Here is a 21,069-nt window from a genome sequence, read left to right as displayed (position 1 = left end):
ATTTACGTAAAAAATAGTTGCCGTCCGTCTGAATTTCTGCCCGTTTCGGTGGAAAAATCGTCAAAAAACGCCGGTCACGGTTCGTAACGGTAGCCCACGCCCTTGACCGTCGAGATGTGGCGTTCGCCGATTTTCTGGCGCAGCTTGCGGATGTGGACGTCGATGGTGCGGTCGCCGACCACCACTTCGTGGCCCCAGATGCGGGCGTAGATCTCTTCGCGCGGAATCAGTTTTCCCGGCGAGGAAATCAGCAGGTCCAGCAGGGCGAACTCCTTGCGCGGCAGGGTTATTTCGCGGCCGTCGCATGTGGCCGTGTAGCGCTCGCGGTCTATCGCGATGCCCGGCTGCGGCGGTGCGGGCTGGCTGTCTATGCGGTTCAGTATCGCCTTGACGCGGCTCACCAGCAGCTTCATCCGGATGGGTTTCACCAGATAGTCGTCGGCACCCACTCCGAATCCCGTCAGCTGCTGCTCTTCCTCGCCCAGCGCCGAGAGGAACACCACTATCGTGCCGCGCAGGCGCGGGTCGCGGCGGATGGCCCGGCATGTCTCCGCACCGTCCATGACGGGCATCATCCGGTCCAGCAATATCAGGTGGGGGCGGGTCGCGGCGGCGACCTCCAGCGCTTCGGCGCCGTTCGAGGCCGTGTGGACCTCGTAGCCTTCCTTGAGCAGGTTGTAGCGCACGAATTCCAGGATGTCGGCTTCGTCGTCGACCAGCAGGATGCGGTGTTTTGTCATCGTTCGTTGTTTCGGTTCTTGCTCCGTCGCTTATGCGAAGATACGAATTTTCCCCGGAAATCGTGCGGCGGCCCGGGAAAAATGGCTATATTTGCAAGATTCCTTGGCTCAGCGGCCGGGAACCGACCTAAAAGTGATTGAGATGGCTACCGTAAATCCTCTTCTCCAGGCTCCCGAGGAGCATGCCGGCCCTGCGGCCGAAGATGCGCTGAACGTTCCTGCGGCCGGGCCGCAGGCCGAAATGACCGAACCGACTGAAACGGCCGAACCGTCGCCCGATACGCTTGCGGCACCCGAAAAGACCCTCTCCGCCGGGGAGCAGGCTCCGCGGGCCCGGCGTCCCCGTATCAAGGCCGAAAGCGTCGGAGCCGCCGACGCGGCCGCCGAGGAGACGGAGGAGCTGCCCGAGGTCGATTTTTCGGAGGAGGACGCCGCGCTGGCCGCCCGCGATGCCGGGCTCGAAATCGAGGGCGAGACCGCCGAGGAGAGCGAAGCTGAAGCGCAGCCTGCGGCCGAGACTTTCGCAGGCAAGACCAAGGAGGAGCTGTTGGCCCTCTTCGCCCGCCTGCTTTCCGAGCGTCCTGTCCAGAGCATCCGCCGCGAGGTCGAAGCGCTGAAAATCGCATTCTACCGGATTCGCCGCGCCGAGGTCGAAGCCGTCCGCCGCGCGTTCGTTGAATCGGGCGAGCCCGAGGAGAGTTTCGTGGCCCCGGTCGACGGGCTCGAAACGCGCTTCAAGGAACTTTTCAAGGACTACCGCGCCCGCCGCGACGAATTCATCGCCAACCTCGAAGCCGAGAAAGAGAACAATCTGCGTACCAAGCTGGCCATCATCGAGGAACTCAAGGAACTGGTTTCTTCCGACGAAACGCTCAACCATACCTTTGCCCGGTTCCGCGACCTGCAGGCCCGCTGGAAAGAGACCGGCATCGTGCCGCAGGCCCATGTCAAGGATTTGTGGGAGACCTACAACCTCCATGTCGAGAATTTCTACGGTTTCATCAAGATAAACAAGGAGCTGCGTGACCTTGACCTCAAGAAGAACTACGAGCAGAAAGTCGCCCTTTGCGAGCAGGCCGAGGCGCTGCTGCTCGAACCGTCGATCGTCGAGGCTTCCCGCAGGCTGCAGAAGCTCCACGACGAGTGGCGCGAGACGGGCCCCGTGGCCCACGAGTTCAAGGAGACTTTGTGGGAGCGCTTCAAGGCGGCATCTTCGCGCATCAACAAGCTGCACCAGGAGTATTTCGACGCCCTGAAGGCCGAGCAGCTGAAGAACTTAGAACTCAAGACCGAGCTTTGCGCCGCCTGCGAAGAACTGCTTTCGCAGCCTCTCTCCGCCCGCAAGGAGTGGAACCGCGCCAGCGAACGGCTGCTCGCCATTCAGCAGACCTGGAAGACTATCGGCTTTGCGCCCAAGAAAGACAATACCCGGATTTACGAACGGTTCCGCACTGCGTGCGACAAGTTCTACGACGCCAAGCGTCGCTTCTTCGCCGGGCTCAAGACCGAAATGGACCATAACTTCCAGCTCAAAAGCGAGTTGTGCGAGGCGGCCGAATCGTTGATGAACAGCGAGGAGTGGAAGAAGGCCACCGACGAACTTATTGCCTTGCAGGCCCGCTGGAAAGAAATCGGCGCCGTTTCGCGCCGTCATTCCGACGCCCTCTGGAAACGTTTCCGCGCTGCCTGCGACCGCTTCTTCGAGCGCAAGAGCGCCCATTTCGCGTCGGTCGGCGGCGAGCAGGAGGAGAATTTGCAGAAGAAGCTCGCCCTGCTCGACGAGATGCAGGCGGCTGAGGTCCGGCAGGGCGGCTACGACCTTATCCGCGATTTCCAGCGGCGGTGGGGCGAAATCGGTTTCGTGCCCATCAAGCACAAGGAGACTTTGCAGAAGCGTTACAAGGAAGTTGTCGACGCGCTGTTCCGCGCCGTGCGGGGTTCCGAGCGCGACCGGCAGCTGAACCGTTTCCGCGAGAAGGTTTCTTCGCTCAAGGCTTCCGGCGAGGGCCGGCTCCGCTCCGAGCGCGAGAAGCTCGCGGGGCGCGTCCGCCAGCTGGAGCAGGAAGCCGCGCAGCTCGAAAACAACATCGGGTTCTTCGCCCGCTCCAAGGGAGCCGACAAACTCATCGCCGATGTCGAGGCCAAAATCGCCCGCCTGCGCGACGAGATAGCTGCCACCGTCGAGAAGATACGCGAAATCGACCGCCCCGTCTCCGGGCCGTCCACCAGCAACGAATAGCATACATCCAATATGAAACTCTCGAAACCCAAGTACATCTTCGTCACGGGCGGCGTCGCTTCGTCGCTCGGCAAGGGCATCATCTCCGCCTCCATCGCCCGGCTGCTGCAGGCGCGCGGTTACTCGGTCACCATCCAGAAGCTCGATCCCTATATCAACGTCGACCCCGGAACGCTCAATCCCTACGAGCACGGCGAGTGCTACGTCACCGAAGACGGTGCCGAGACCGACCTCGACCTGGGCCATTACGAACGCTTCACGGACCATCCCACGTCCAAGGCCAACAACGTCACGACGGGCAAGATTTACAAAAGCGTCATCGAGAAGGAGCGCAAGGGCGAGTACCTCGGCAAGACCGTGCAGGTCATTCCCCACATCACCGACGAAATCAAGCGGCGCATCCAGCTCCTCGGCCAGACCAAGAAGTACGACGTCATCATCACCGAGATCGGCGGTACGGTCGGCGACATCGAATCGCTGCCGTTCATCGAATCGGTGCGTCAGCTGCGCTACCAGCTCGGCCACCGCAATACGGCCCTCGTCCACCTTACGCTCATCCCTTACATGGCCGCTTCGGGCGAGCTGAAGACCAAGCCCACGCAGCATTCGGTCAAGGCGCTGCTGGAGAACGGTTTGCAGCCCGACATTCTCGTGCTGCGCACCGAACATCCGCTCACGCCCGCCCTGCGGCGCAAGGTCGCGCTGTTCTGCAACGTCGACGCCAACGCTGTCATGGAGTCCATCGACGTGCCCACCATCTACGAGGTGCCTTTGCGCATGCACGCCCAGCACCTCGACGAGGTGGTGCTCGACAAGCTCAGCCTGCCCTCCGAGCAGGAGCCCGACATGGCTGCCTGGAGCGATTTCGTGGAGCGCGTCAAGCATCCGTCGCGGCGGGTCGAAATCGCCTTGGTCGGCAAGTACACCGAACTGCCCGACGCTTACAAGTCCATCTGCGAATCGTTCGTCCACGCCGGGGCCATGAACGACTGCAAGGTCAAGCTGCGCTACGTCAATTCCGAGAAAATCACCCGCGACAACGTCGAAGCCCAGCTGGGCAAGATGGCCGGCATCCTCGTCGCGCCCGGTTTCGGCAACCGGGGCATCGAGGGCAAGATCGAAGCCGTGCGTTTTGCGCGCGAGAACAATATTCCGTTCCTCGGCATCTGTCTCGGCATGCAGTGCGCCGTCATCGAGTTCGCCCGCAACGTGCTGGGCCTCGCCGACGCCAATTCCAGCGAGATGGAGCCTACGCCGCATCCCGTCATCGACCTGATGGAGGAGCAGAAAGGGGTCACGGCCAAGGGCGGCACCATGCGTCTGGGAGCCTATCCCTGTCAGCTGAAGAAGGGTTCGCGGGTTGCCGCCGCTTACGGCAAGCTCAACGTTTCGGAGCGCCACCGCCACCGTTACGAGTTCAACAGCGATTATCTGGCGCAGTTCGAGAGCGCCGGGATGAACGCCGTGGGCATCAATCCCGATACGGGGCTCGTCGAGGTGGTCGAAATCGAAGGGCATCCCTGGTTCGTCGGGACGCAGTACCACCCCGAGTACAAGAGTACCGTTCAGAGCCCCTCGCCGTTGTTCGTCGCGTTCGTCGGCGCAGCGCTGAAGTACGACGCACAGAAAAAATAAATAGTCAATTCATAGATGGATAAGAAATCAATCATAGGAATCGTGGTGATCGCGCTCCTCTTCGCGGGATTCACCTTTTACAGCAGCCGCGAGCAGAAGCGCTACCAGCAGGAGCTGGCCCAGTGGCAGGCTTATCAGGATTCGGTCGCCGCAGCGTCGGCACCCGCCGTGCTGCCCGCCGATGCGGCCGGGAGCGGAAGCGCCGCCGAATCGGTGGCCACCGAGCAGGAGCAGCAGCGCCGGGTTTCGCTCGTCGGCGAGACGCTGGCAGCAGCCGAGGCCGCCGCTGCCGAGGAATTCACCGTCGAGAACGACGTCATGACGGTGCGTTTCTCCACCCGCGGCGGACAAATCAAGGGCGTGACCCTCAAGGATTACACGAAGTATGCACCGCGTCACGAGCGGCACCAGCCGGTCGAGCTGTTCGACCCGGCCAGCGCCCGTTTCGCCCTCACGTTCTACGTCAAGAACGGCACGAACAACGTGCCTGTCAATACGGCCGACTACACCTTTGCCGCCGAGCCCGTCCGGACCGCGGCCGAGGGTGCGCAGTCGGTGGTCATGCGTCTGCCCGTCAGCGGCGGGGCCTGGCTCGAATACGAATACCTTATATATAATGGGGTCTCGCCCCAGCGCGACTATCTGGTCGACTTCGACGTGCGGCTGGTCGGCATGGCGCCCGAAATGGCCAACCAGTCGTCCATCGGCATCCAGTGGGCCAACGTCTCCTATCAGAACGAGCGCGGGTTCAAGAACGAGAACATGTATACGACCGTCGCCTACCGTTTCCCCGACGAATCGTCCATCGAAGAGCTGGGCATGAGCGACGGCACCAAGTCCAAGAACGTTACCACGGCGGTCAACTGGGTGGCTTTCAAGCAGCAGTTCTTCTCGTCGGTCTTCATCGCTCCGCAGAACGTCTCCTACGCCGACATGTCGTTCGCCACGGCACAGCCCGGCAGCGGTTACGTCAAGGACTTCGCCGCACAGATGGCCGTGCCCTATACTCCGCAGACGCAGGGCTACGACTTCGCCTTTTATTTCGGGCCCAACAAGTATTCCATCCTGCGCAAGGTCGAGGCCGGCGGCGAACGCCTTTCGCTCGAACGGCTCATCCCGCTCGGCTGGGGCATCTTCGGGTGGATCAACCGCTGGTGCGTCATCCCCGTCTTCGATTTCCTGCGCAATTACATAGGCAGCTTCGGCATCATCATTCTGATTCTCGCCGTCTTGATCCGGCTGGTCATTTCGCCGCTCACCTACAAGAGCTACATTTCGATGGCCAAGATGCGCCTTATCAAGCCGCAGGTCGACGAGCTGACCAAGAAGTATCCCAAGCAGGAGGACGCCATGAAACGCCAGCAGGCCACCATGGAGCTCTACAAAAAGGCAGGCATCAACCCCATGGGCGGGTGCATCCCCATGCTCATCCAGATGCCCATCCTTATCGCCATGTTCCGCTTCTTCCCGGCTTCCATCGAGCTGCGCGGGCAGTCGTTCCTGTGGGCGCACGACCTTTCGTCGTACGACAGCATCTTGAACCTGCCGTTTTCGATTCCGTTCTACGGCGACCATGTGTCGTTGTTCGCGCTGCTGATGTGCCTTTCGACTTTCGCCTATTCTTACTACAATTACCAGCAGACCGCTTCTTCGCAGCCGCAGATGGCCGGCATGAAGTTCATGATGGTTTACATGATGCCGCTGATGCTGCTCTTCTGGTTCAACGACTACGCCAGCGGTCTGTGCTATTACTACCTGCTCTCCAACTTGCTGACTATCGGGCAGACGCTCGTCATCCGGCGGCTGGTCGACGACGGGAAGATTCAGGCCGTCATGGCCGCCAATGCCGCCAAGAAGTCCAACGGCAAGAAATCGAAGTTCCAACAGCGTTACGAGGAGCTTCTGCGCCAGCAGGAGGCCCAGCAGCACGCACGGAAGAAGTAAGAATGCTTAGCGGGCCATCCGCTTATGCAGTAACCGCGTCGGTTTTTCCGGCGCGGTTTTTTGAGTGAATAGCGTATAGTTAATAATGAATGAAATGGCGGGGTTTTGTTTGTCGGAGGTGCGAACGCCCCGAAATCTATTCCACATACAGCACCAACCCCTTGAGGTATTCGCCCTCGGGGTGGTAGATGTTGATCGGGTGGTCGGCCGGTTGGGTCAGTTGGTGCAGGATGCGGACCTTGCGCCCCGCTATGGCCGCCGCCGAGAATACCGTCGTGCGGAACAACTCCTTGGATACCGCCTGCGAGCACGAGAACGTGAAGAGGATGCCGCCCGGTTTTATCTGCGCCATGGCTCTGGCGTTCAGTCGCTTGTAGCCTTGCATCGCGTTGCCGAGCACTTTGTGGTGCTTGGCGAAGGCCGGAGGGTCGAGAATGATCAGGTCGTATTTGTCGCCTATGTCGCGCAGGTATTCCACCGCGTCGGCCGCCACTTCGGTGTGGGGGGCTCCTTCGCCGAAGTTCAGCCGCATGTTTTCCGTCGCCAGGGCTACGGCCCGCTCCGACGAGTCCACCGAGCAGACTTCCTTGGCGCCGCCCGAGAGTGCGTAGACCGAGAATCCGCCCGTGTAGCAGAACGTGTTCAGCACCGTGCGGCCTTTGGCGTAGCGTTTCACCAGTTCGCGGTTTTCGCGCTGGTCCAGGAAGAAGCCCGTCTTCTGGCCTTTTTCCCAGTTGACCACGAATTTCTCGCCGTGCTCCAGCACTACCTGCGACGCATGGTCCGTCGTGCCCCACAGATAGCCGTCCACCGCGTTCAGCTCCGCTTTGTAGGGCAGTGTCTGCGACGATTTGTCGTAGATGGCTGTGATGCTGTCGCCGTATGCTGCGCGGATCGCTTCGGCGATTTCACGGCGCGCAAGGTACATGCCTACCGAGTGGCACTGCACCACGGCCGTCGTGCCGTAGATGTCGACTACCAGCCCCGGCAGCGAATCGCCCTCGCCGTGAATCAGCCGGTAGCATGTCGTCGACGGGTCGTCGGTCAGTCCCAGCGTGCGGCGCACGCCGTAGGCGCTGGCTATGCGGCGGTTCCACCACGCCTGGTCGATGGCCTCGCGCTCGAACGAGAGTACGCGCACCGCGATGGAGCCTACCTGGTAGTGGCCTTGGGCGATGAATTCGCCTGCGCGGGTGTAGACTTCGACCAGCGCCCCTTCGGCGAATTCCTCCTCTTCGGCCTTGATGTAGTCGATGGCGCCCGAGAAAATCCAGGGGTGACGGCGGGCCAGCGATTCTTCCTTGCCTTTGCGCAGGTATACTTGAGGTATCATGGTTGCGGTTTTTTGAGTTTCGGAGTTCGCAGCAGACGTTCGTAGATGCGCGTGCAGACCCACGCGTCCGTCGCGGCGTAGAGTTGTTGCTTGTCGGTCAGCGTCGCCGCTTCCCAGTTGCTCAGGCGCTGGGCTTTCGATACGCGTTTGCCCAGCACGATGGCCGAGAGTTTGCGCAGGCTCTTTTCGGCGATGCCCCATTCGGCCGCAAGGAGCTGCAGATCCACGAACCCGCCGTCGCGGAAGTGGCGGATCTGGTGCAGCGAGCGCAGGTCGCCGTTGACGTCGGCGCCGATTTTGAGCACGCTGCGGTCTTCGAGCAGTTGCAGGATGGGTTTGGCCAGAGGTATCTTGTTCAGCCGGAACAGGTAGCAGCGTTCCGGTGTGGAGAGTTGCAGCAGCGATACGCGGTAGGTCACTCCCGGCCGGAACGAGGGGCGCGTCTCGGTGTCGAATCCGATGACGGGGTGCCGCGCAAGGTCCTTGCAGGCCGCGGCGATGTCGCGTTCGTGGTCGACAATGCGGATTTCGCCCCGGAATTCGATGGCCGGAAGCCCGGCCGTCAGCTCGTTGCTTATCTTGTCCGTAAAGGTGTTGGTCGTAGACATTGGGTAGCCGTGATGTTCCCGCAAATTTACGCAATAATTCTCAGATTTCCCGCTTCGTCGGCCGCGATTTTCCCCTCGTCGAGCAGCCGGCGCACCGCTTCGGCCACCCGTTCGGGCGGTGCTGCGACTGCGTCTGCCAGCGTGCGTGCCTTGGCCGGGCCCGCCGCGAGCTGCTCCAGTATCCGCGCAGGCAGCCCGTCATCCTGTTTCGCGGCCCGGCGGCGCGCCAGGCAGAGGTCGCAGATGCCGCACGCTGTTGTTTCTTCCGAACCGAAATAGCGTTCCAGCACCGCACTGCGGCACTCCGTGTCGTTGGCGGCGTAGGCGGTCATGTGGCTGAAGCGTTCGCGCAGCAGCTCCTGCCGCCGCTGGTAGGTCTCGGGGGCGATGTAGAGGTCGGCGCGCGGCAGCCGTTCCTGGTTGAAATAGAGGATAGGCGAGCGGTTCGAGGGGACGTAGCGGATGACGCGCAGCTGCCACAGCCGCTTGAGCAGCTCCTTGACCTTGTCGGCGGTGTAGCCGCTCCAGGTGGCGATTTCGGCTTCGTCGATGGGGCGGAATTCGGTGAAGATGCCGTTGTACAGGCGCAGGAGCGTGCGGATGAAGTGGTCGAGATCGCTGCGCTCGACGCGCAGCTTGTAGAGGTCGTCGCGGTGGACGGCGAACATGATGCGCGCGGGGTTCTCCTGCGCGTCGGTCAGCGTCAGATAGCCGTTCTGCTGCAGGAGCCTGAGCGCTCCCACGACCGTGCCCGACCACAGGTGCTGCCGGGCGCAGAAGTCGTGGAGGTTGAACAAGCAGGCCGTTCCGGCCCCGTCGCCGATGCCGACCTGGAGGTAGGAGCAGACCTGTTCGTAAATATCCTTGATTTGGTCCAGCGGCGGAAATTCCTTCTTGAAGCGCTGTTCTGCGCGGGCGTTGTCGTCCGACGCCGCGAGCAGCAGGGCATAGGCCCGCTGTCCGTCGCGTCCGGCCCGCCCGGCTTCCTGGTAGTAGCTTTCGAGCGAATCGCAAATCGAGTAGTGGACCACGAACCGCACGTCGGGCTTGTCGATGCCCATGCCGAACGCGTTCGTCGCCACCATGACCCGGACCTTGTTCTTGACCCATTCTTCCTGCCGCAGGGCGCGTTCGGCGGAGGGCAGTCCTCCGTGGTAGGCCAGCGCCGCGATGCCCTCGTCGCGCAGCAGCGCCGCCACTTGTTCGGTGCCCTCGCGCGTGCGCATGTAGACGATACCCGACCCCGCCACGTTGCGCACCAGACGCAGCAGCTGGCCGTTCTTGTCGTCCGTGCGGCGGACGCTGTAGGAGAGATTGGGGCGGGCGAAGCTGCTTCGCAGCAGGCGGGGTTCGGCGAATCGCAGACGGTGCATGATGTCGTCCGTGACGGGTTTCGTGGCCGAAGCCGTGAGCGCCAGGACCGGAACGCCGGGGAGTTTTTCGCGCAGTTCGGCGATGCGCAGGTACGACGGCCGGAAGTCGTAGCCCCATTGCGAGATGCAGTGGGCTTCGTCGACGGCGATAAGCTGGACGTTCATCCGCTCGACGCGCAGGCGGAACGCTTCGGTGGCCAGCCGCTCGGGCGCCACGTAGAGGAATTTTACGTCGCCGTAGGCGCAGTTGTCCAGCGCGATGTCGATTTGCCGCGGTGTGAGGCCCGAGTGGATGGCGACGGCCGGGATGCGGCGTGCGCGCAGGCGGTCGACCTGGTCCTTCATCAGGGCGATGAGCGGCGTCACGACGATGCAGAGCCCCTGGCGGGTCATCGTCGGCACCTGGTACGTCAGCGACTTGCCGCCGCCCGTGGGCATCAGCGCCAGCGTGTCGCGCCCGGCCAGCACCGAGCGGATGATTTCCAGCTGTACGGGCCGGAACTCGCCGAATCCCCAGTAGCGCCGCAGCGCTTCGTATGTTTTTTCGTCGCCCGGTTGCATAGCACAAAGATAGTTTAATTTGAATTCACAATTCATAATTCGCAATTCATAATTCGCGCTTCGGGTTCCTTCGGCTGCTCTTTCGGCCCGGTTGTTGGATATTTCCGTTATTTTTCATACCTTTGCGGTCGGTCGGGCCGTTTGACGTTGGGTGCGCCAAGTTCCCGGCCATGGTAACAATGGGCTTCAGAAGATACATATCGTTCTTGCTGCTCGTCGTCTATCTGCTGGCGACGGGCGGGACGGCCTATCGTTCGTTGTCGTGCCGTTGTCTCGAAGCGGTCCACGCTGCGGAGCACCTCTGCTGTGCGTCCGGACACGTTGACGCCGAGGCCGTGGGCGGTGCCGAAGCGCTGCACACGGCATGTCCCTGCGACCGCCATTCCACCGCGGTCAAGCTCTACACCGGCATCCACAACGACGACGACAAAGCCACGCGCTGTGCCGTGACGTTCCTGCCGCCGTCGCTGGCGGTCGAGTGTCCGTGTCCCGCCCATGTGCCCGCCCTGCGCCGGAATGCTCCCGCGCAGCCCGTTCCTTTGATAGCCGCGCCGTTCTTGGCGGTCGGCGGACTGCGGGCTCCTCCCGTGTCGGCTTAGAAACGTTGCGGCGGATACCTCGTGCAGGCATCCGACCGGAAAAGAGTTTTTAACCGATTACGGAAAATCATGAAAATCAAGACATTCATTCTTTCGTTTTTGTCCCTTGCCGTTTGCGGCGCAGTCGCCGCACAGGAGCTGCGGGGGACGGTGCGCGATGCCGAAGGGCAGCCTTTGGTCGGAGCCGCGGTCTATTGGGCCGGCACGAACGTGGGGGCGAGCACCGATGCGACGGGTGCGTTCCAACTGCACCGCGTGAAGAATTACAATAAGCTGGTAGCTACTTATCTGGGCTATCTGAACGACACCTTGCAGGTGGCGGCCGGTACGCCGCGCGTCGAATTCGCCTTGCAGAACGAGGGCGTCGCGCTGGACGACGTGGTGATCGAGGGTACGCTCAGCGGCAACTACGTCAAGCGCGACGGCATTCTCAAGGGCGAAATGATTTCGTTCGCGGGGCTCTGCAAGATGGCCTGCTGCAACCTGGCCGAGTCGTTCGAGAATTCGGCGTCGGTCACCGTCGGTTACAGCGACGCCATTTCGGGGGCGCGGCAAATCAAGATGCTCGGGCTGGCCGGAACCTACACGCAGATTCTCGACGAGAACCGCCCCATCATGCGCGGTCTGTCGGCTCCCTACGGGCTGAGCTACACGCCGGGCATGTGGCTCAATTCGATTCAGGTCTCCAAGGGCGTTTCGTCGGTGACGGCGGGCCACGAGGCCATCACGGGCCAGATCAATCTGGAGCACCGCAAGCCTACGGACGACGAACGGCTCTTCGTCAATCTCTACCTCGACGACGAGCTGCGGCCCGAAGTCAATCTGTCGTCGGCTTTTCCCGTTTCGCGCGACAAGAAACTTTCGTCCGTCGTGCTGCTCCACGGTTCGATGGACACCGACGTGCGCAAGATGGACCACAACCACGACGGATTCCGCGACCTGCCCAAGGCCGACCAGATCAACGTGGCCAACAAGTGGCTCTACGCGGCCGACAACGGTACGCAGGTGCGCTGGGGCTGGAAGTTCGTGCAGGAAAACCGTTTGGGCGGGGAGATCGGCTATAAGAATACGGCCGCTATGCGCGAAGCGATGGCCGAGGACTGGGACAAGACGGGCGCGGAACGGGCGCTCTACGGCTCGCACATCCGCAACCGTGGGGCCAACGGGTATTTCAAGGTCGGCACCCCCGTCGGTCCGTCGGTCTACGATGAGGAGGAAGCCGACGAGATGCGTTCCAACCTCGCTTTCGTCGTCGATTTCGACCACTTCAACGAGGACGCCTATTTCGGGCTCAACGATTACGGCGGCAACGAAAACACGCTGTCGGCCAATCTGATGTATGCCCATTATTTCACCTACCGTTCGTCGCTCAACGTGGGTTTGCAGGGCCATACTTCGGCCGTGCGCGAGACGCTGCTCAACAAAACGCCCTGGATTGCGGGGCAGGGGGCGGCGCTCTACAAGCTCAACCGCACCGAACACGAGGCGGGCGCCTACGCCGAGTATACTTATACTATTAAGGATAAGTTTTCGCTGGTGGCGGGTGTGCGCGGCGACTACAACAGCTATTACGACAAGTTCTACTTCACGCCGCGCGGGCATGTGAAGTGGAACATTACGCCGACGACCACGCTGCGAGCTTCGGCGGGCCTGGGCTACCGTTCGACCAACGTCATCACCGACAACATCGGCATCCTGGCCACCGGGCGCCGGATTATCTTCGACGGTGACACCGCGGCGAGCGAGACGGCTTTCCGCAGCCTCGACCGGATGGAAATGGCGCTGACCGCGGGCGGAAGCCTGACGCAGACTTTCTCGGCGCTGGGGCAGGACAACATGACGCTGAGCTTCGATTATTTCCGCACGCAGTTCTACCGTGCCGTGGTGGCCGACCAAGAGTGGAACCCGCAGTATATCAACATCTACGACAGCCGCGGCCGTTCCTTCACGGATACCTATCAGGTGGATTTCTCGTGGACGCCCGTCGAGCGGCTCGACATCTTCGCGACGTTCCGCTATACGGACAGCGAAATGACGATCGACCGTCCCGACGGCACCACCAAGCGGGTCGAACGACCCTTGGTGAGCCGCTACAAAACGCTGCTCAACATTCAGTATGCCACCAAGTTCCGCCGCTGGGTCTTCGACGCTACGGCGCAGCTCAACGGTCCGTCGCGCGTGCCGCGTTTCGGGGCTGACGGACAGCCCGATTTCGACAACTATTCGCCCAGCTATCCGATGTTCTATGCGCAGGTGAGCCGCAAGCTGGGTAAGTTCGACGTCTATGTGGGCTGCGAGAACATTGCCGACTACCGCCAGAAGGACCCCATTGTGGGGGCCGGCAACCCGTGGTCCGCGGAGTTCAACTCGATGAACGTTTGGGGACCGCTCATGGGCCGCAAATTCTACATCGGCATGCGCTGGAACCTTTATTAAGGTGAAAGGTGAAGAGTGAAAGGTGAAAAGTAATGTGCCGCTGAATCCTTACCTTTGTCATTTTGAACGAAGAGAAGAATCTTTTTGCCATGCAAGGAGGAGGAAAACAAGCGTAGCGTAGTTAAGAAGTTGAAATAATCATAACCGAATTAATTTAAGTAACCATGAAAAAACTTGCAATGCTTTGCCTGGCGCTGGTGATGGGCGCAGGCATGACGATGGCTGCGAAACCCGCGGCCGAGAAGAAAACCGTGACGACGGTCTTCGTTACCGACATCGACTGCGACCATTGCGCGCAGAAAATCATGAACAATATTCCCTCGCTGGGCAAGGGTATCAAGGACGTCCAGGTCGATGTGGCCGCCAAGGAAGTCAGCGTGACTTACGATGCCGCCAAGAATTCCGACCAGAATATCGTCAAGGGCCTCGCTTCGCTCAAGGTCAAGGCCCAGCCCAAGACCGTAGCCGCCAAATAGTTCGGTCGGCTGTTTATGAAAAGTCCGGAGCCTTGAGTGGGTTCCGGGCTTTTTTTGCTTTGTGCTGTCCGTCAGCCTTTCCGAGCTTCGTCCCTGCATTCTTTTACCCGCCCCTCTGTCATTCTGTGGCCTTTCCTCTGTCATTCTGAGGAGGTCGCAAGACCGACGAAGAATCTGTTACTCGGCGAACGTGCGTGTACCGTAGGGTAGGCCCGCTTATTCCATCGGGAAAACGCGGATGTCGGTGGTGTCCAAGGCGCGGACTTCGCGCACGAGGCGGTCCATGTCGGTCTTGAATTCGGTCTGCCCGAAGTGGTAGGGGTAGAAGATGGTGGGCTTCAGCGCCTTGACTGCGTCGACAGCTTGGTCGACGGTCATCGTATAGGGCTGGTTGACAGGCAGGAAAGCGATGTCTATGTCGCGCAGGGCTTTCATTTCGGCCGTCGGTTCGGTGTCGCCCGCCACGTAGATCCGTGTGCCGCCGATGGTCAGCAGATAACCGCAGTCTTCCCGCAGTTTGGGGTGGAACTGCTGGTGTTCCTTGGTCGTGTTGTAGGCGGCTACGGCTTCGATTTTCACATAGTCGCGCGGCGTGGCGATGCTGCCCGGACGCATCACGTGCCCTTCCATGCCGAACGCTTCGGCCGTGGTGCGGTCGCTGAGGATGTCGGTCTTCGAGGTCCGCAGTTTCTCGACGGTCGCCAGGTCGAAATGGTCGTTGTGCGAATGGGTCAGCAGGATAAGGTCGGCTTTGGGCTGGCCCGCGAAGTTGCCCACCGGGTCGATATATATATGGTGGCCGCCGACCCGGATGCCTATCGAGGCGTGTTGGAAGAACGTAAGCGTGAATTCGGTGCCGTCGCGCGCCGTCAGCGTGTCGGTGGGATATTCCGGGGTCTTGGTCCGGCCGCAGCCGAAAAACGAGAGCAGAGACATAGATACGAGTATTGCTTTCAACATGTGGGTGAATCGAGGATACGAGTGAGCCGAACGCAATGCCGAATTTATTCGGGCATCGCCGGGGCCCGGGTATCCAAGACAAAGTCAAAGATACGAAGAATTTTTGTTTTATGCGTGCAAAAAAGGTTGCAGAATGCGAAAAAAATAGTACTTTTGCAGGCTATGTTTAACTAAATAACTGTTTGCGACAATGCCGAAAATGAAAACCAATGCCGCGGCGAAGAAGCGCTTTACCTTCACCGGCACAGGAAAGATCAAGCGTAAGCACGCTTATCACAGTCACATCCTGACCAAAAAGACGACTAAGCAGAAACGCAATCTTTGCTACGCAGGGATCGTTTCACCGGCCGACGAGGCCAAAATCAAGAACCTGCTGGTTAAATAACCGTCGGGCAGAATTATTAACCGGAGCGAATCAGCCCCGAAGAACGCGGGAGAACCGCGTCGCTGACAGCTCTTAAAAAAAAACATTTCAGACTATGCCACGTTCAGTCAATGCCGTTGCGTCCCGCGCACGCAGAAAGAAAGTTCTGAAACTTGCCAAGGGTAACTTTGGTTCAAGGGGAAACGTTTGGACCGTAGCGAAAAACACGGTCGAAAAGGGTTTGCAGTATGCCTATGCACACCGCCAGCTCAAGAAGCGGACGTTCCGTTCGCTGTGGATCACGCGTATCAACGCTGCGGTCCGCGCGCAGGGGATGACCTATTCGCAGTTTATCGGCAAACTCAACGCCAAGGGTATCGAGCTCAACCGCAAGGTGATGGCCGACCTGGCGATGAACGAGCCGAAAGCATTTGCGGCAATCGTCAAAGCAGTCAAATAGCAATGTAGCCGACGGCCGGGCTGCGGGTCACCGCAGGCAGGGCCGTCCGATGGCTGCAGGATTCCGGTAGTGGGTCGGACGGCCCGAATCGGGGGACGGCAGCTGTTTTCAGGCGGAGAGCGTTTCGGCGTTCCCCGCCTGCTTCTTTTCGGGGCGGTACGTGTTTTGCAGCGGTCGCAGGAAAATGACGATTATGGAAAAGACCGATTGCAGCAAGCCCATGCCTGGCCAAAATAACAAGATGACCCCCGCCGATACGCGTCCCGGATGCGCCATGCGCATTCCTACCGTGACGCAGAACATGCCCGAGAACGGGAAGCGCATCACTCCCGCCGCCGCAGGCGAAGCGCCTACGCAGCAGCAGATCGAGCAGGACGTTACTGCGACGAACCCTTCCATCGAAAGTATGGAAAGCAGGGGGTAGATATTCGGAATGACATGACGCCGATTGGTTGCGTTCGCTATGCCAGAACGAAAAACAGCAGAACCTCGGTTCTGCTGTTTTGTTGTATTTGTTACAGGAACGGTACGCTGCCGCTGCGCGAGGCGGGTTGGAGCGGTAGGCTGGGGATGACGCTGCGGGTGTAGGTGGCGATGTCGCTGGTCCCGGTCATCTGCCATTGCATGCTGTTTTCGGTCAGCGCTCCGATGATGTATTCCCCCCCCCACGGGGTGCCGCTGGCGTAGGTGCCGCGAATGAGTGCGCTCTGCGAATCGAACGTGAAAGTGCCGTCGAAGCACTCGAATCCGTGCGAGACGATGTTCTGATAGAGAGTGAAAGTTTGGTCGGCGTTGAGCCGCAGGTAGATTTCCTTGTCGAGGTCCGTGCCGCCCGACCAGGCGCTCAGACGCCATTCCCCGGCGAAGTCTGCGATTTCGATGCCCACGGCGGGCTCAATCGTGGGGACAGAATCCTTGTCGTTCTTGCACGAGGAGCACAAGAGTGTGCACGCGAGAAAAGCGTATTGTAAAAGTCGCATCATGATTCGGAAGTTTTGGATGTTCAGACAAATATAGTCGTTCGGCGGCAAATTGCAAAATCCGGCGGCCGAAATATGATTTTCACCGAAAAATTCCTACCTTTATCGGCGGTCGGAGTGTTCCGGCGCAAAAACGGATATTTATAATTAAAGGATATGAAACGACTGATATGGATAGCGGCGCTGCTCGGTCTGGCCGCCTGTGCGAATGACGCTACGGAGACCGCCTCCGATAAGACGCTTCCGCAGTCCGGCGCGAAGATTCTCAGTGTGCCGCAGGGGGCTGTTGCGGGGTGCCTGTCCGTCGAAGTGACCGACGAGCTGGCCGAGCGTATCGAGACGGCGCAGGCAGCGACGCGCAGCGGCGGGGGAGCGATGACCCGTTCGGGCGTGGCCGACATGGACCTTGTGCTGGAGCGCATCGGGGCCGAGCGGTTCGCCCGGGTATTTCCCTACGAAGCACGCTTCGAGCAGCGGCACCGCGAGTTCGGGCTCCACCGCTGGTATACGGTCCGTTTCGACAGCGAGGAGGAACTGACCGCGGCGGCAGGGCTGCTGAGCCGTGTGGAGGGCGTTTCGGCGGTGGAGTACCGACATCCCATCGAGTCGGGGCGCCGGGGGCCGATGGTTCCTGCCGCCGCGGCCCGTCCTGCGACGCGTGCGGCGATGCCCGCCAACGACCCGCGGCTGCCGGACCAATGGCACTATAACAACACGGGGAACAAGACGCTGGGTTCCTACGGCAACTTCGTATTCCAGTTCCGGGCCGGGTGCGACGTGAATCTGTTCGACGCGTGGAAACTCTGTACGGGTTCGCCCGAAATCGTGGTGGCGGTGCTCGACGAACCGGTGCAGTCCACCCATCCCGATTTGGCGGCCAATATGTGGGTCAATCCCCATGCGGGCGAAAATGCGGAGTTCGGCAATGACCTCCATGGCTACAACTTCTGCAACCGCACGGACAAACTCAACTGGCAGGGGAACTATTACGACAGCGAGAACAAAGAGTGGATGTACGCTGACCACGGGACCCATGTGGCCGGAACGATTGCGGCGGTCAACGGCAACGGAATCGACGTCTGCGGCATAGCGGGCGGAGCCGACGGCAAAGGCGGCGTGAAAATCATGTCGTGCCAGATTCTGGACAGCGACGGCGACCCGGCCAACGATTCGGACGACGCGGCGGCCCGGGCCTTCGTCTATGCGGCCGACCGGGGCGCGCTGATCGCCCAGTGCAGCTGGGGCTACGGCACGAACCTGAAGACCGAGGCCCAATGGGCAGGCATCGCCCAGGGGATGGAGAAACGTGCCGTGGACTATTTTATAAAGTATGCGGGTGCCGACGACCCGAACGCACCGCTGAGCGGCGGGCTGGTGATTTTCGCCGCGGGCAACGACGGCGACATAGTGGGCGACCAGATGATGTGGCCGGGGGCCTACTCGCCGACGGTGGCCGTGGCGTCGATGGCCCCGGACTTCACACCTGCCTACTATACGGACTACGGAAGCTGGGTCGACATTACGGCCCCGGGCGGTGACTATCTGTACGGAGAAGAGGGCGCTGTGCTGAGTACGATACTCGAAGACCCCGCGATGCAGTTCCAAGACGGCCGGAAAGCGGCGGTCGGCTACATGCAAGGCACCTCGATGGCCTGTCCCCATGTCTCGGGCGTGGCGGCGCTGGGGCTTGCGTATGCCTCCAAACTCGGGAAACGCTTTACGCCCGCGCAGTTCAAATCGCTGCTGCTGAGCAGCGTACACGACATAGACGGCTATATGAAAGGCTCGAAACCTTTTGTGGATGTGAACGGCGGTGTGTCGCTGCTCAATCTGACGGACTACCGCAAGAAGATGGGAGCGGGCTATGTGGACGCCTATCTGCTGCTGCTGAATATCCAGGGAACTCCGGGCGTGTACGTACAGCGCGGCAAGGAGAGCGAAATCCCGCTCGACCGCTATTTCGGCGGCTCGACCGGAGTACTGCTGAAAGCGGAAGCGACGCCCGAGGCGAAGGATCGGCTGGGCATCGGGACGCTGGCGGTGCGCAATGGCAAACTTGTTGTTGCGTGCTCGAAAACGGGTGTGGCGACGGTCCGCCTTTCGACGCAGATCGGCCAGACCTCCGTGTCGCGCGAAATCGCACTGATCGTCCGCGAACGGGTGGCGGCCAACAACGGCTGGCTGTAAGGAAAAAACATGGAATGGAATTTTATCTGGCGGCTGTGCGCGGCGGGTCTGTGCGGCACGATTATCGGCCTTGACCGCGAATACCGGGTGAAGGATGCGGGATTCCGCACCCATTTCCTGGTGGCGCTGGGCAGCGCCCTGATGATGATTGTGTCGCAATACGGATTCGAGGACCTGCTGGCGACGTACGACGGACTGCGCTTCGACCCGGGACGGATTGCGGCGCAGGTGGTCAGCGGCATCGGCTTTATCGGTGCCGGAACGATTATTCTGCACCGTCAGCTGGTGCGCGGGCTGACCACGGCCGCGAGCCTGTGGGCAACGGCAGGCATCGGGCTGGCGGCGGGTGCGCACATGTATGTAGTGGCCGGGGCGGCGACGCTGCTGACGCTTTTCGGGCTTGAAGCGCTGACCCTCTTTTTCGGCGGGCTGGGCCGCAAACGCACGCTGATAGTCTACTCGTCGGGGCGCCGCGAGGTAATCGACGCCATGTTCAACAAACTCAAGACCTCGAAATACACGGTCATCTCCTACGAAATCGAACCGACTCGCATGGACGGTGCGACCGTCTACCGGGCGACGCTGGTCATTCGGGCCAAGGGCATTGCCGAGGAGGAAGAATTCGTCAACCTGCTGCGGGAATCGCAGGACATTACGGTCGAACGGATTGTCTGAGCCGCGACGGGTTCGGAGCGGCGGCAGGGCGGACTGAGAGCGGCGGATTTGCTGCTGTGGTGTTGCGGCAAGGCGGGTTCGGAGCGGCGGCAGATAGCTGGGACGGCGGCACGGCTTTCAAAACCAACGGAAAACCTCGGTCAGCGAGGTGTCGCGCGACATGTCGTTGGGATTGGTGCCGGGCAATCCTTCGGGAATCTCTTCACCCAGTTTTGCGAACAACTCGTTCCAGAACGGCGGCATCGAACCGTCGGCGGCGCGAAAATTCATAGGCTGCGCCGGGAACAAACGACGGCCGTCGGGGGCGAGGTAACTTTCCCATACCAATTCACTGCAATATAACTTCCCGTTGTCGGGGCGGAACGAATAGTCGTAGGGCTGTCCGAGGAACGTGCGTGCGCGGGCGACGGCAGCGGCGATGCCTGCGGTGTCTTTCAAGCGTTTGGCAATGGCGACGGGTCGACCATTCAGTCGGGCGGACTTGTTCAGAAAGTCGCTGAGTGCGGTCATGCGCACACCGCCGTCGGAGGTGGCCTCCAGCACCGAATCGGCCCGGCTGCTGATGACGGCGATTCCCACGTGAGTGAATTTCACCTCTTCGCTTTTGCCTGTGGCGGCCATAATGGCGCCGCTCATGGCCGATTCGTGGCCGACTTGGAACAGCAGGTCACCCGAACGGAGCTGTTCCCGCTGCTGGGTGCATGCCGCCCCGGCCAATATACCTATATATAATATAAGGGTTCGCATCCTATTGAATCTTTGTGTATGAATTCGTACTGCGGGCTCTCCGGTGTTGCTATGTCGTCCGGCGACCCGATTGCAAGGCGAAAGATAACGCAAATCGAACGCAATGCCAAATAAGTTCGGGCATTGCCGGGGTGCAGCATCTGCGATGAAGCCAAATATAGTAAAAATTTTTCATAACTAACTTCCTGACTTATAGCCGGGTGTAAAAAAGCGCGGAAAAATGTCAAAAAAAAGTCGCTGAAATATTTGGAAATAACATCCGGAAACCTTTATCTTTGCACCCGCTTCGAGAGAGAAAGCAACCCTCCGAAGCGATACGGGTTCTGAAAAAGTTTTGAAAAAAGTTCCGGATTTTTTGGAGTTTCGGAAATTTGAATTACCTTTGCATCCGCTTTGACAACGACGCCTTGTCGGCGAAGAAGCGAAAAAGGTTCTGAAAAAATTTCTGAAAAAATCTTCCGAAAAGATTTGGCGGTTTCAAAAAAGGTTTTTACCTTTGCACCACTTTCCGCTCTGCGAAAGCAGCGGACGGAACCGGGAGGGGCAACCCTCCGACAGAAACAGAAAATGTTCTTTATAGCAATATAACGGACAGCGTTCTTTGAAGTATTTGAGCAGCTAAAGTTTTCCCACTCTCTTCGGAGAGTGATTTCAAACAATACCTTTGAGATTAGAGCTAAAGATTTAGAACAAAACATTTTATACAATGGAGAGTTTGATCCTGGCTCAGGATGAACGCTAGCGGCAGGCTT

19 protein-coding genes are annotated in these 21,069 nt (G+C 60.1%); 11 read left to right on the top strand and 8 right to left on the bottom strand.

Going from position 1 to position 21,069, the window contains the following annotated elements; all coding sequences use genetic code 11:
* Positions 1-74: 74 nt before the first annotated feature.
* Entirely contained in the window at positions 75-740 is a 666-nt protein-coding gene (locus tag QVG21_RS07390; protein WP_287923622.1) for a response regulator transcription factor, read from the bottom strand.
* Positions 741-882: 142 nt separating this feature from the next.
* Here QVG21_RS07390 and QVG21_RS07385 point away from each other — a divergent pair, with 142 nt between their 5' ends.
* The 3 genes from QVG21_RS07385 to yidC are packed head-to-tail and all read left to right on the top strand — an operon-like array spanning position 883 to position 6,558.
* A complete protein-coding gene (locus QVG21_RS07385) occupies positions 883-2,979 on the top strand; it encodes a DUF349 domain-containing protein (protein ID WP_287923619.1) in 2,097 nt (698 codons plus the stop codon).
* Between the two features lie 12 nt (positions 2,980-2,991).
* On the top strand, positions 2,992-4,614 hold the full coding sequence (gene pyrG / locus QVG21_RS07380) for a CTP synthase (RefSeq protein WP_287923617.1): 1,623 nt from the start codon (positions 2,992-2,994) through the stop codon (positions 4,612-4,614).
* A gap of 15 nt (positions 4,615-4,629) precedes the next feature.
* A complete protein-coding gene (gene yidC, locus QVG21_RS07375; RefSeq protein WP_287923614.1) occupies positions 4,630-6,558 on the top strand; it encodes a membrane protein insertase YidC in 1,929 nt (642 codons plus the stop codon).
* 136 nt (positions 6,559-6,694) lie between these two features.
* On the opposite strand, the gene QVG21_RS07370 is transcribed toward yidC, so the two are convergent.
* Genes QVG21_RS07370 through QVG21_RS07360 form a run of 3 tightly spaced genes read right to left on the bottom strand, consistent with a single transcriptional unit; the run spans position 6,695 to position 10,433 of the window.
* Positions 6,695-7,891, bottom strand: coding sequence for a class I SAM-dependent rRNA methyltransferase (locus QVG21_RS07370; protein WP_287923611.1), 1,197 nt, complete (start codon positions 7,889-7,891; stop codon positions 6,695-6,697).
* The gene (locus QVG21_RS07365; RefSeq protein ID WP_287923608.1) at positions 7,888-8,499 is read right to left on the bottom strand and encodes a 3'-5' exonuclease; all 612 of its coding nucleotides are present in this window, start codon (positions 8,497-8,499) and stop codon (positions 7,888-7,890) included. Before QVG21_RS07365 ends, QVG21_RS07370 begins: the two co-directional genes overlap by 4 nt.
* A gap of 26 nt (positions 8,500-8,525) precedes the next feature.
* Positions 8,526-10,433 carry a RecQ family ATP-dependent DNA helicase gene (locus tag QVG21_RS07360; RefSeq protein ID WP_251214689.1) on the bottom strand — a complete coding sequence of 636 codons (1,908 nt, stop codon included), beginning with the start codon at positions 10,431-10,433 and terminating at the stop codon, positions 8,526-8,528.
* Between the two features lie 179 nt (positions 10,434-10,612).
* Between QVG21_RS07360 and QVG21_RS07355 the strand changes: the two genes are divergently transcribed.
* The 3 genes from QVG21_RS07355 (at position 10,613) to QVG21_RS07345 (ending at position 13,944) form a co-directional block, all read left to right on the top strand.
* Positions 10,613-11,032 (top strand): hypothetical protein, encoded by a 420-nt coding sequence (locus tag QVG21_RS07355; RefSeq protein WP_287923606.1) that lies wholly within the window; start codon positions 10,613-10,615, stop codon positions 11,030-11,032.
* Positions 11,033-11,101: 69 nt separating this feature from the next.
* The gene (locus tag QVG21_RS07350) at positions 11,102-13,468 is read left to right on the top strand and encodes a TonB-dependent receptor (RefSeq protein WP_287923603.1); all 2,367 of its coding nucleotides are present in this window, start codon (positions 11,102-11,104) and stop codon (positions 13,466-13,468) included.
* 164 nt (positions 13,469-13,632) lie between these two features.
* A complete protein-coding gene (locus tag QVG21_RS07345; RefSeq protein WP_287923600.1) occupies positions 13,633-13,944 on the top strand; it encodes a heavy-metal-associated domain-containing protein in 312 nt (103 codons plus the stop codon).
* Between the two features lie 216 nt (positions 13,945-14,160).
* Here the strand turns inward: QVG21_RS07345 and QVG21_RS07340 are convergent, their stop codons facing one another.
* Positions 14,161-14,880, bottom strand: a complete 720-nt coding sequence (locus tag QVG21_RS07340; RefSeq protein ID WP_287923597.1) for an MBL fold metallo-hydrolase — start codon at positions 14,878-14,880, stop codon at positions 14,161-14,163.
* A gap of 214 nt (positions 14,881-15,094) precedes the next feature.
* Here QVG21_RS07340 and rpmI point away from each other — a divergent pair, with 214 nt between their 5' ends.
* The 3 genes from rpmI (at position 15,095) to QVG21_RS07325 (ending at position 16,152) form a co-directional block, all read left to right on the top strand.
* The gene (gene rpmI, locus QVG21_RS07335; protein ID WP_251214694.1) at positions 15,095-15,289 is read left to right on the top strand and encodes a 50S ribosomal protein L35; all 195 of its coding nucleotides are present in this window, start codon (positions 15,095-15,097) and stop codon (positions 15,287-15,289) included.
* Between the two features lie 94 nt (positions 15,290-15,383).
* Complete coding sequence (gene rplT, locus QVG21_RS07330; protein WP_251214695.1) at positions 15,384-15,728, top strand: 50S ribosomal protein L20; 345 nt, start codon at positions 15,384-15,386, stop codon at positions 15,726-15,728.
* Positions 15,729-15,921: 193 nt separating this feature from the next.
* Positions 15,922-16,152, top strand: coding sequence for a hypothetical protein (locus tag QVG21_RS07325; RefSeq protein ID WP_251214696.1), 231 nt, complete (start codon positions 15,922-15,924; stop codon positions 16,150-16,152).
* Between the two features lie 91 nt (positions 16,153-16,243).
* Here QVG21_RS07325 and QVG21_RS07320 read toward each other — a convergent pair whose 3' ends face one another.
* On the bottom strand, positions 16,244-16,711 hold the full coding sequence (locus QVG21_RS07320) for a lipocalin family protein (RefSeq protein ID WP_287923593.1): 468 nt from the start codon (positions 16,709-16,711) through the stop codon (positions 16,244-16,246).
* 153 nt (positions 16,712-16,864) lie between these two features.
* Between QVG21_RS07320 and QVG21_RS07315 the strand changes: the two genes are divergently transcribed.
* Entirely contained in the window at positions 16,865-18,895 is a 2,031-nt protein-coding gene (locus QVG21_RS07315) for a S8 family serine peptidase (RefSeq protein WP_287923590.1), read from the top strand.
* 9 nt (positions 18,896-18,904) lie between these two features.
* Complete coding sequence (locus QVG21_RS07310) at positions 18,905-19,570, top strand: MgtC/SapB family protein (protein ID WP_287923587.1); 666 nt, start codon at positions 18,905-18,907, stop codon at positions 19,568-19,570.
* 117 nt (positions 19,571-19,687) lie between these two features.
* Here the strand turns inward: QVG21_RS07310 and QVG21_RS07305 are convergent, their stop codons facing one another.
* The gene (locus tag QVG21_RS07305; RefSeq protein WP_287923584.1) at positions 19,688-20,317 is read right to left on the bottom strand and encodes a YiiX/YebB-like N1pC/P60 family cysteine hydrolase; all 630 of its coding nucleotides are present in this window, start codon (positions 20,315-20,317) and stop codon (positions 19,688-19,690) included.
* 269 nt (positions 20,318-20,586) lie between these two features.
* Positions 20,587-21,069: hypothetical protein (locus QVG21_RS07300; RefSeq protein ID WP_287923581.1), on the bottom strand; the 483-nt coding region annotated here is incomplete at its 5' end.

The organism is Alistipes sp. UBA6068 (genome assembly GCF_949428155.1).
Taxonomy (GTDB): Bacteria; Bacteroidota; Bacteroidia; order Bacteroidales; family Rikenellaceae; genus Alistipes; species Alistipes muris.
The sequence above is the reverse complement of the archived record's forward strand: the minus strand, read 5'-3'. Positions and strand labels throughout refer to the sequence as shown.

Bases quoted from the DNA above. Each gene is read 5' to 3' on its own strand.
- QVG21_RS07390 (WP_287923622.1), bottom strand. From the start codon at position 740: ATGACAAAACACCGCATCCTGCTGGTCGACGACGAAGCCGACATCCTG.
- QVG21_RS07385 (WP_287923619.1), top strand. From the start codon at position 883: ATGGCTACCGTAAATCCTCTTCTCCAGGCTCCCGAGGAGCATGCCGGC.
- pyrG (WP_287923617.1), top strand. From the start codon at position 2,992: ATGAAACTCTCGAAACCCAAGTACATCTTCGTCACGGGCGGCGTCGCT.
- yidC (WP_287923614.1), top strand. From the start codon at position 4,630: ATGGATAAGAAATCAATCATAGGAATCGTGGTGATCGCGCTCCTCTTC.
- QVG21_RS07370 (WP_287923611.1), bottom strand. From the start codon at position 7,891: ATGATACCTCAAGTATACCTGCGCAAAGGCAAGGAAGAATCGCTGGCC.
- QVG21_RS07365 (WP_287923608.1), bottom strand. From the start codon at position 8,499: ATGTCTACGACCAACACCTTTACGGACAAGATAAGCAACGAGCTGACG.
- QVG21_RS07360 (WP_251214689.1), bottom strand. From the start codon at position 10,433: ATGCAACCGGGCGACGAAAAAACATACGAAGCGCTGCGGCGCTACTGG.
- QVG21_RS07355 (WP_287923606.1), top strand. From the start codon at position 10,613: ATGGGCTTCAGAAGATACATATCGTTCTTGCTGCTCGTCGTCTATCTG.
- QVG21_RS07350 (WP_287923603.1), top strand. From the start codon at position 11,102: ATGAAAATCAAGACATTCATTCTTTCGTTTTTGTCCCTTGCCGTTTGC.
- QVG21_RS07345 (WP_287923600.1), top strand. From the start codon at position 13,633: ATGAAAAAACTTGCAATGCTTTGCCTGGCGCTGGTGATGGGCGCAGGC.
- QVG21_RS07340 (WP_287923597.1), bottom strand. From the start codon at position 14,880: ATGTCTCTGCTCTCGTTTTTCGGCTGCGGCCGGACCAAGACCCCGGAA.
- rpmI (WP_251214694.1), top strand. From the start codon at position 15,095: ATGCCGAAAATGAAAACCAATGCCGCGGCGAAGAAGCGCTTTACCTTC.
- rplT (WP_251214695.1), top strand. From the start codon at position 15,384: ATGCCACGTTCAGTCAATGCCGTTGCGTCCCGCGCACGCAGAAAGAAA.
- QVG21_RS07325 (WP_251214696.1), top strand. From the start codon at position 15,922: ATGGAAAAGACCGATTGCAGCAAGCCCATGCCTGGCCAAAATAACAAG.
- QVG21_RS07320 (WP_287923593.1), bottom strand. From the start codon at position 16,711: ATGATGCGACTTTTACAATACGCTTTTCTCGCGTGCACACTCTTGTGC.
- QVG21_RS07315 (WP_287923590.1), top strand. From the start codon at position 16,865: ATGAAACGACTGATATGGATAGCGGCGCTGCTCGGTCTGGCCGCCTGT.
- QVG21_RS07310 (WP_287923587.1), top strand. From the start codon at position 18,905: ATGGAATGGAATTTTATCTGGCGGCTGTGCGCGGCGGGTCTGTGCGGC.
- QVG21_RS07305 (WP_287923584.1), bottom strand. From the start codon at position 20,317: ATGCGAACCCTTATATTATATATAGGTATATTGGCCGGGGCGGCATGC.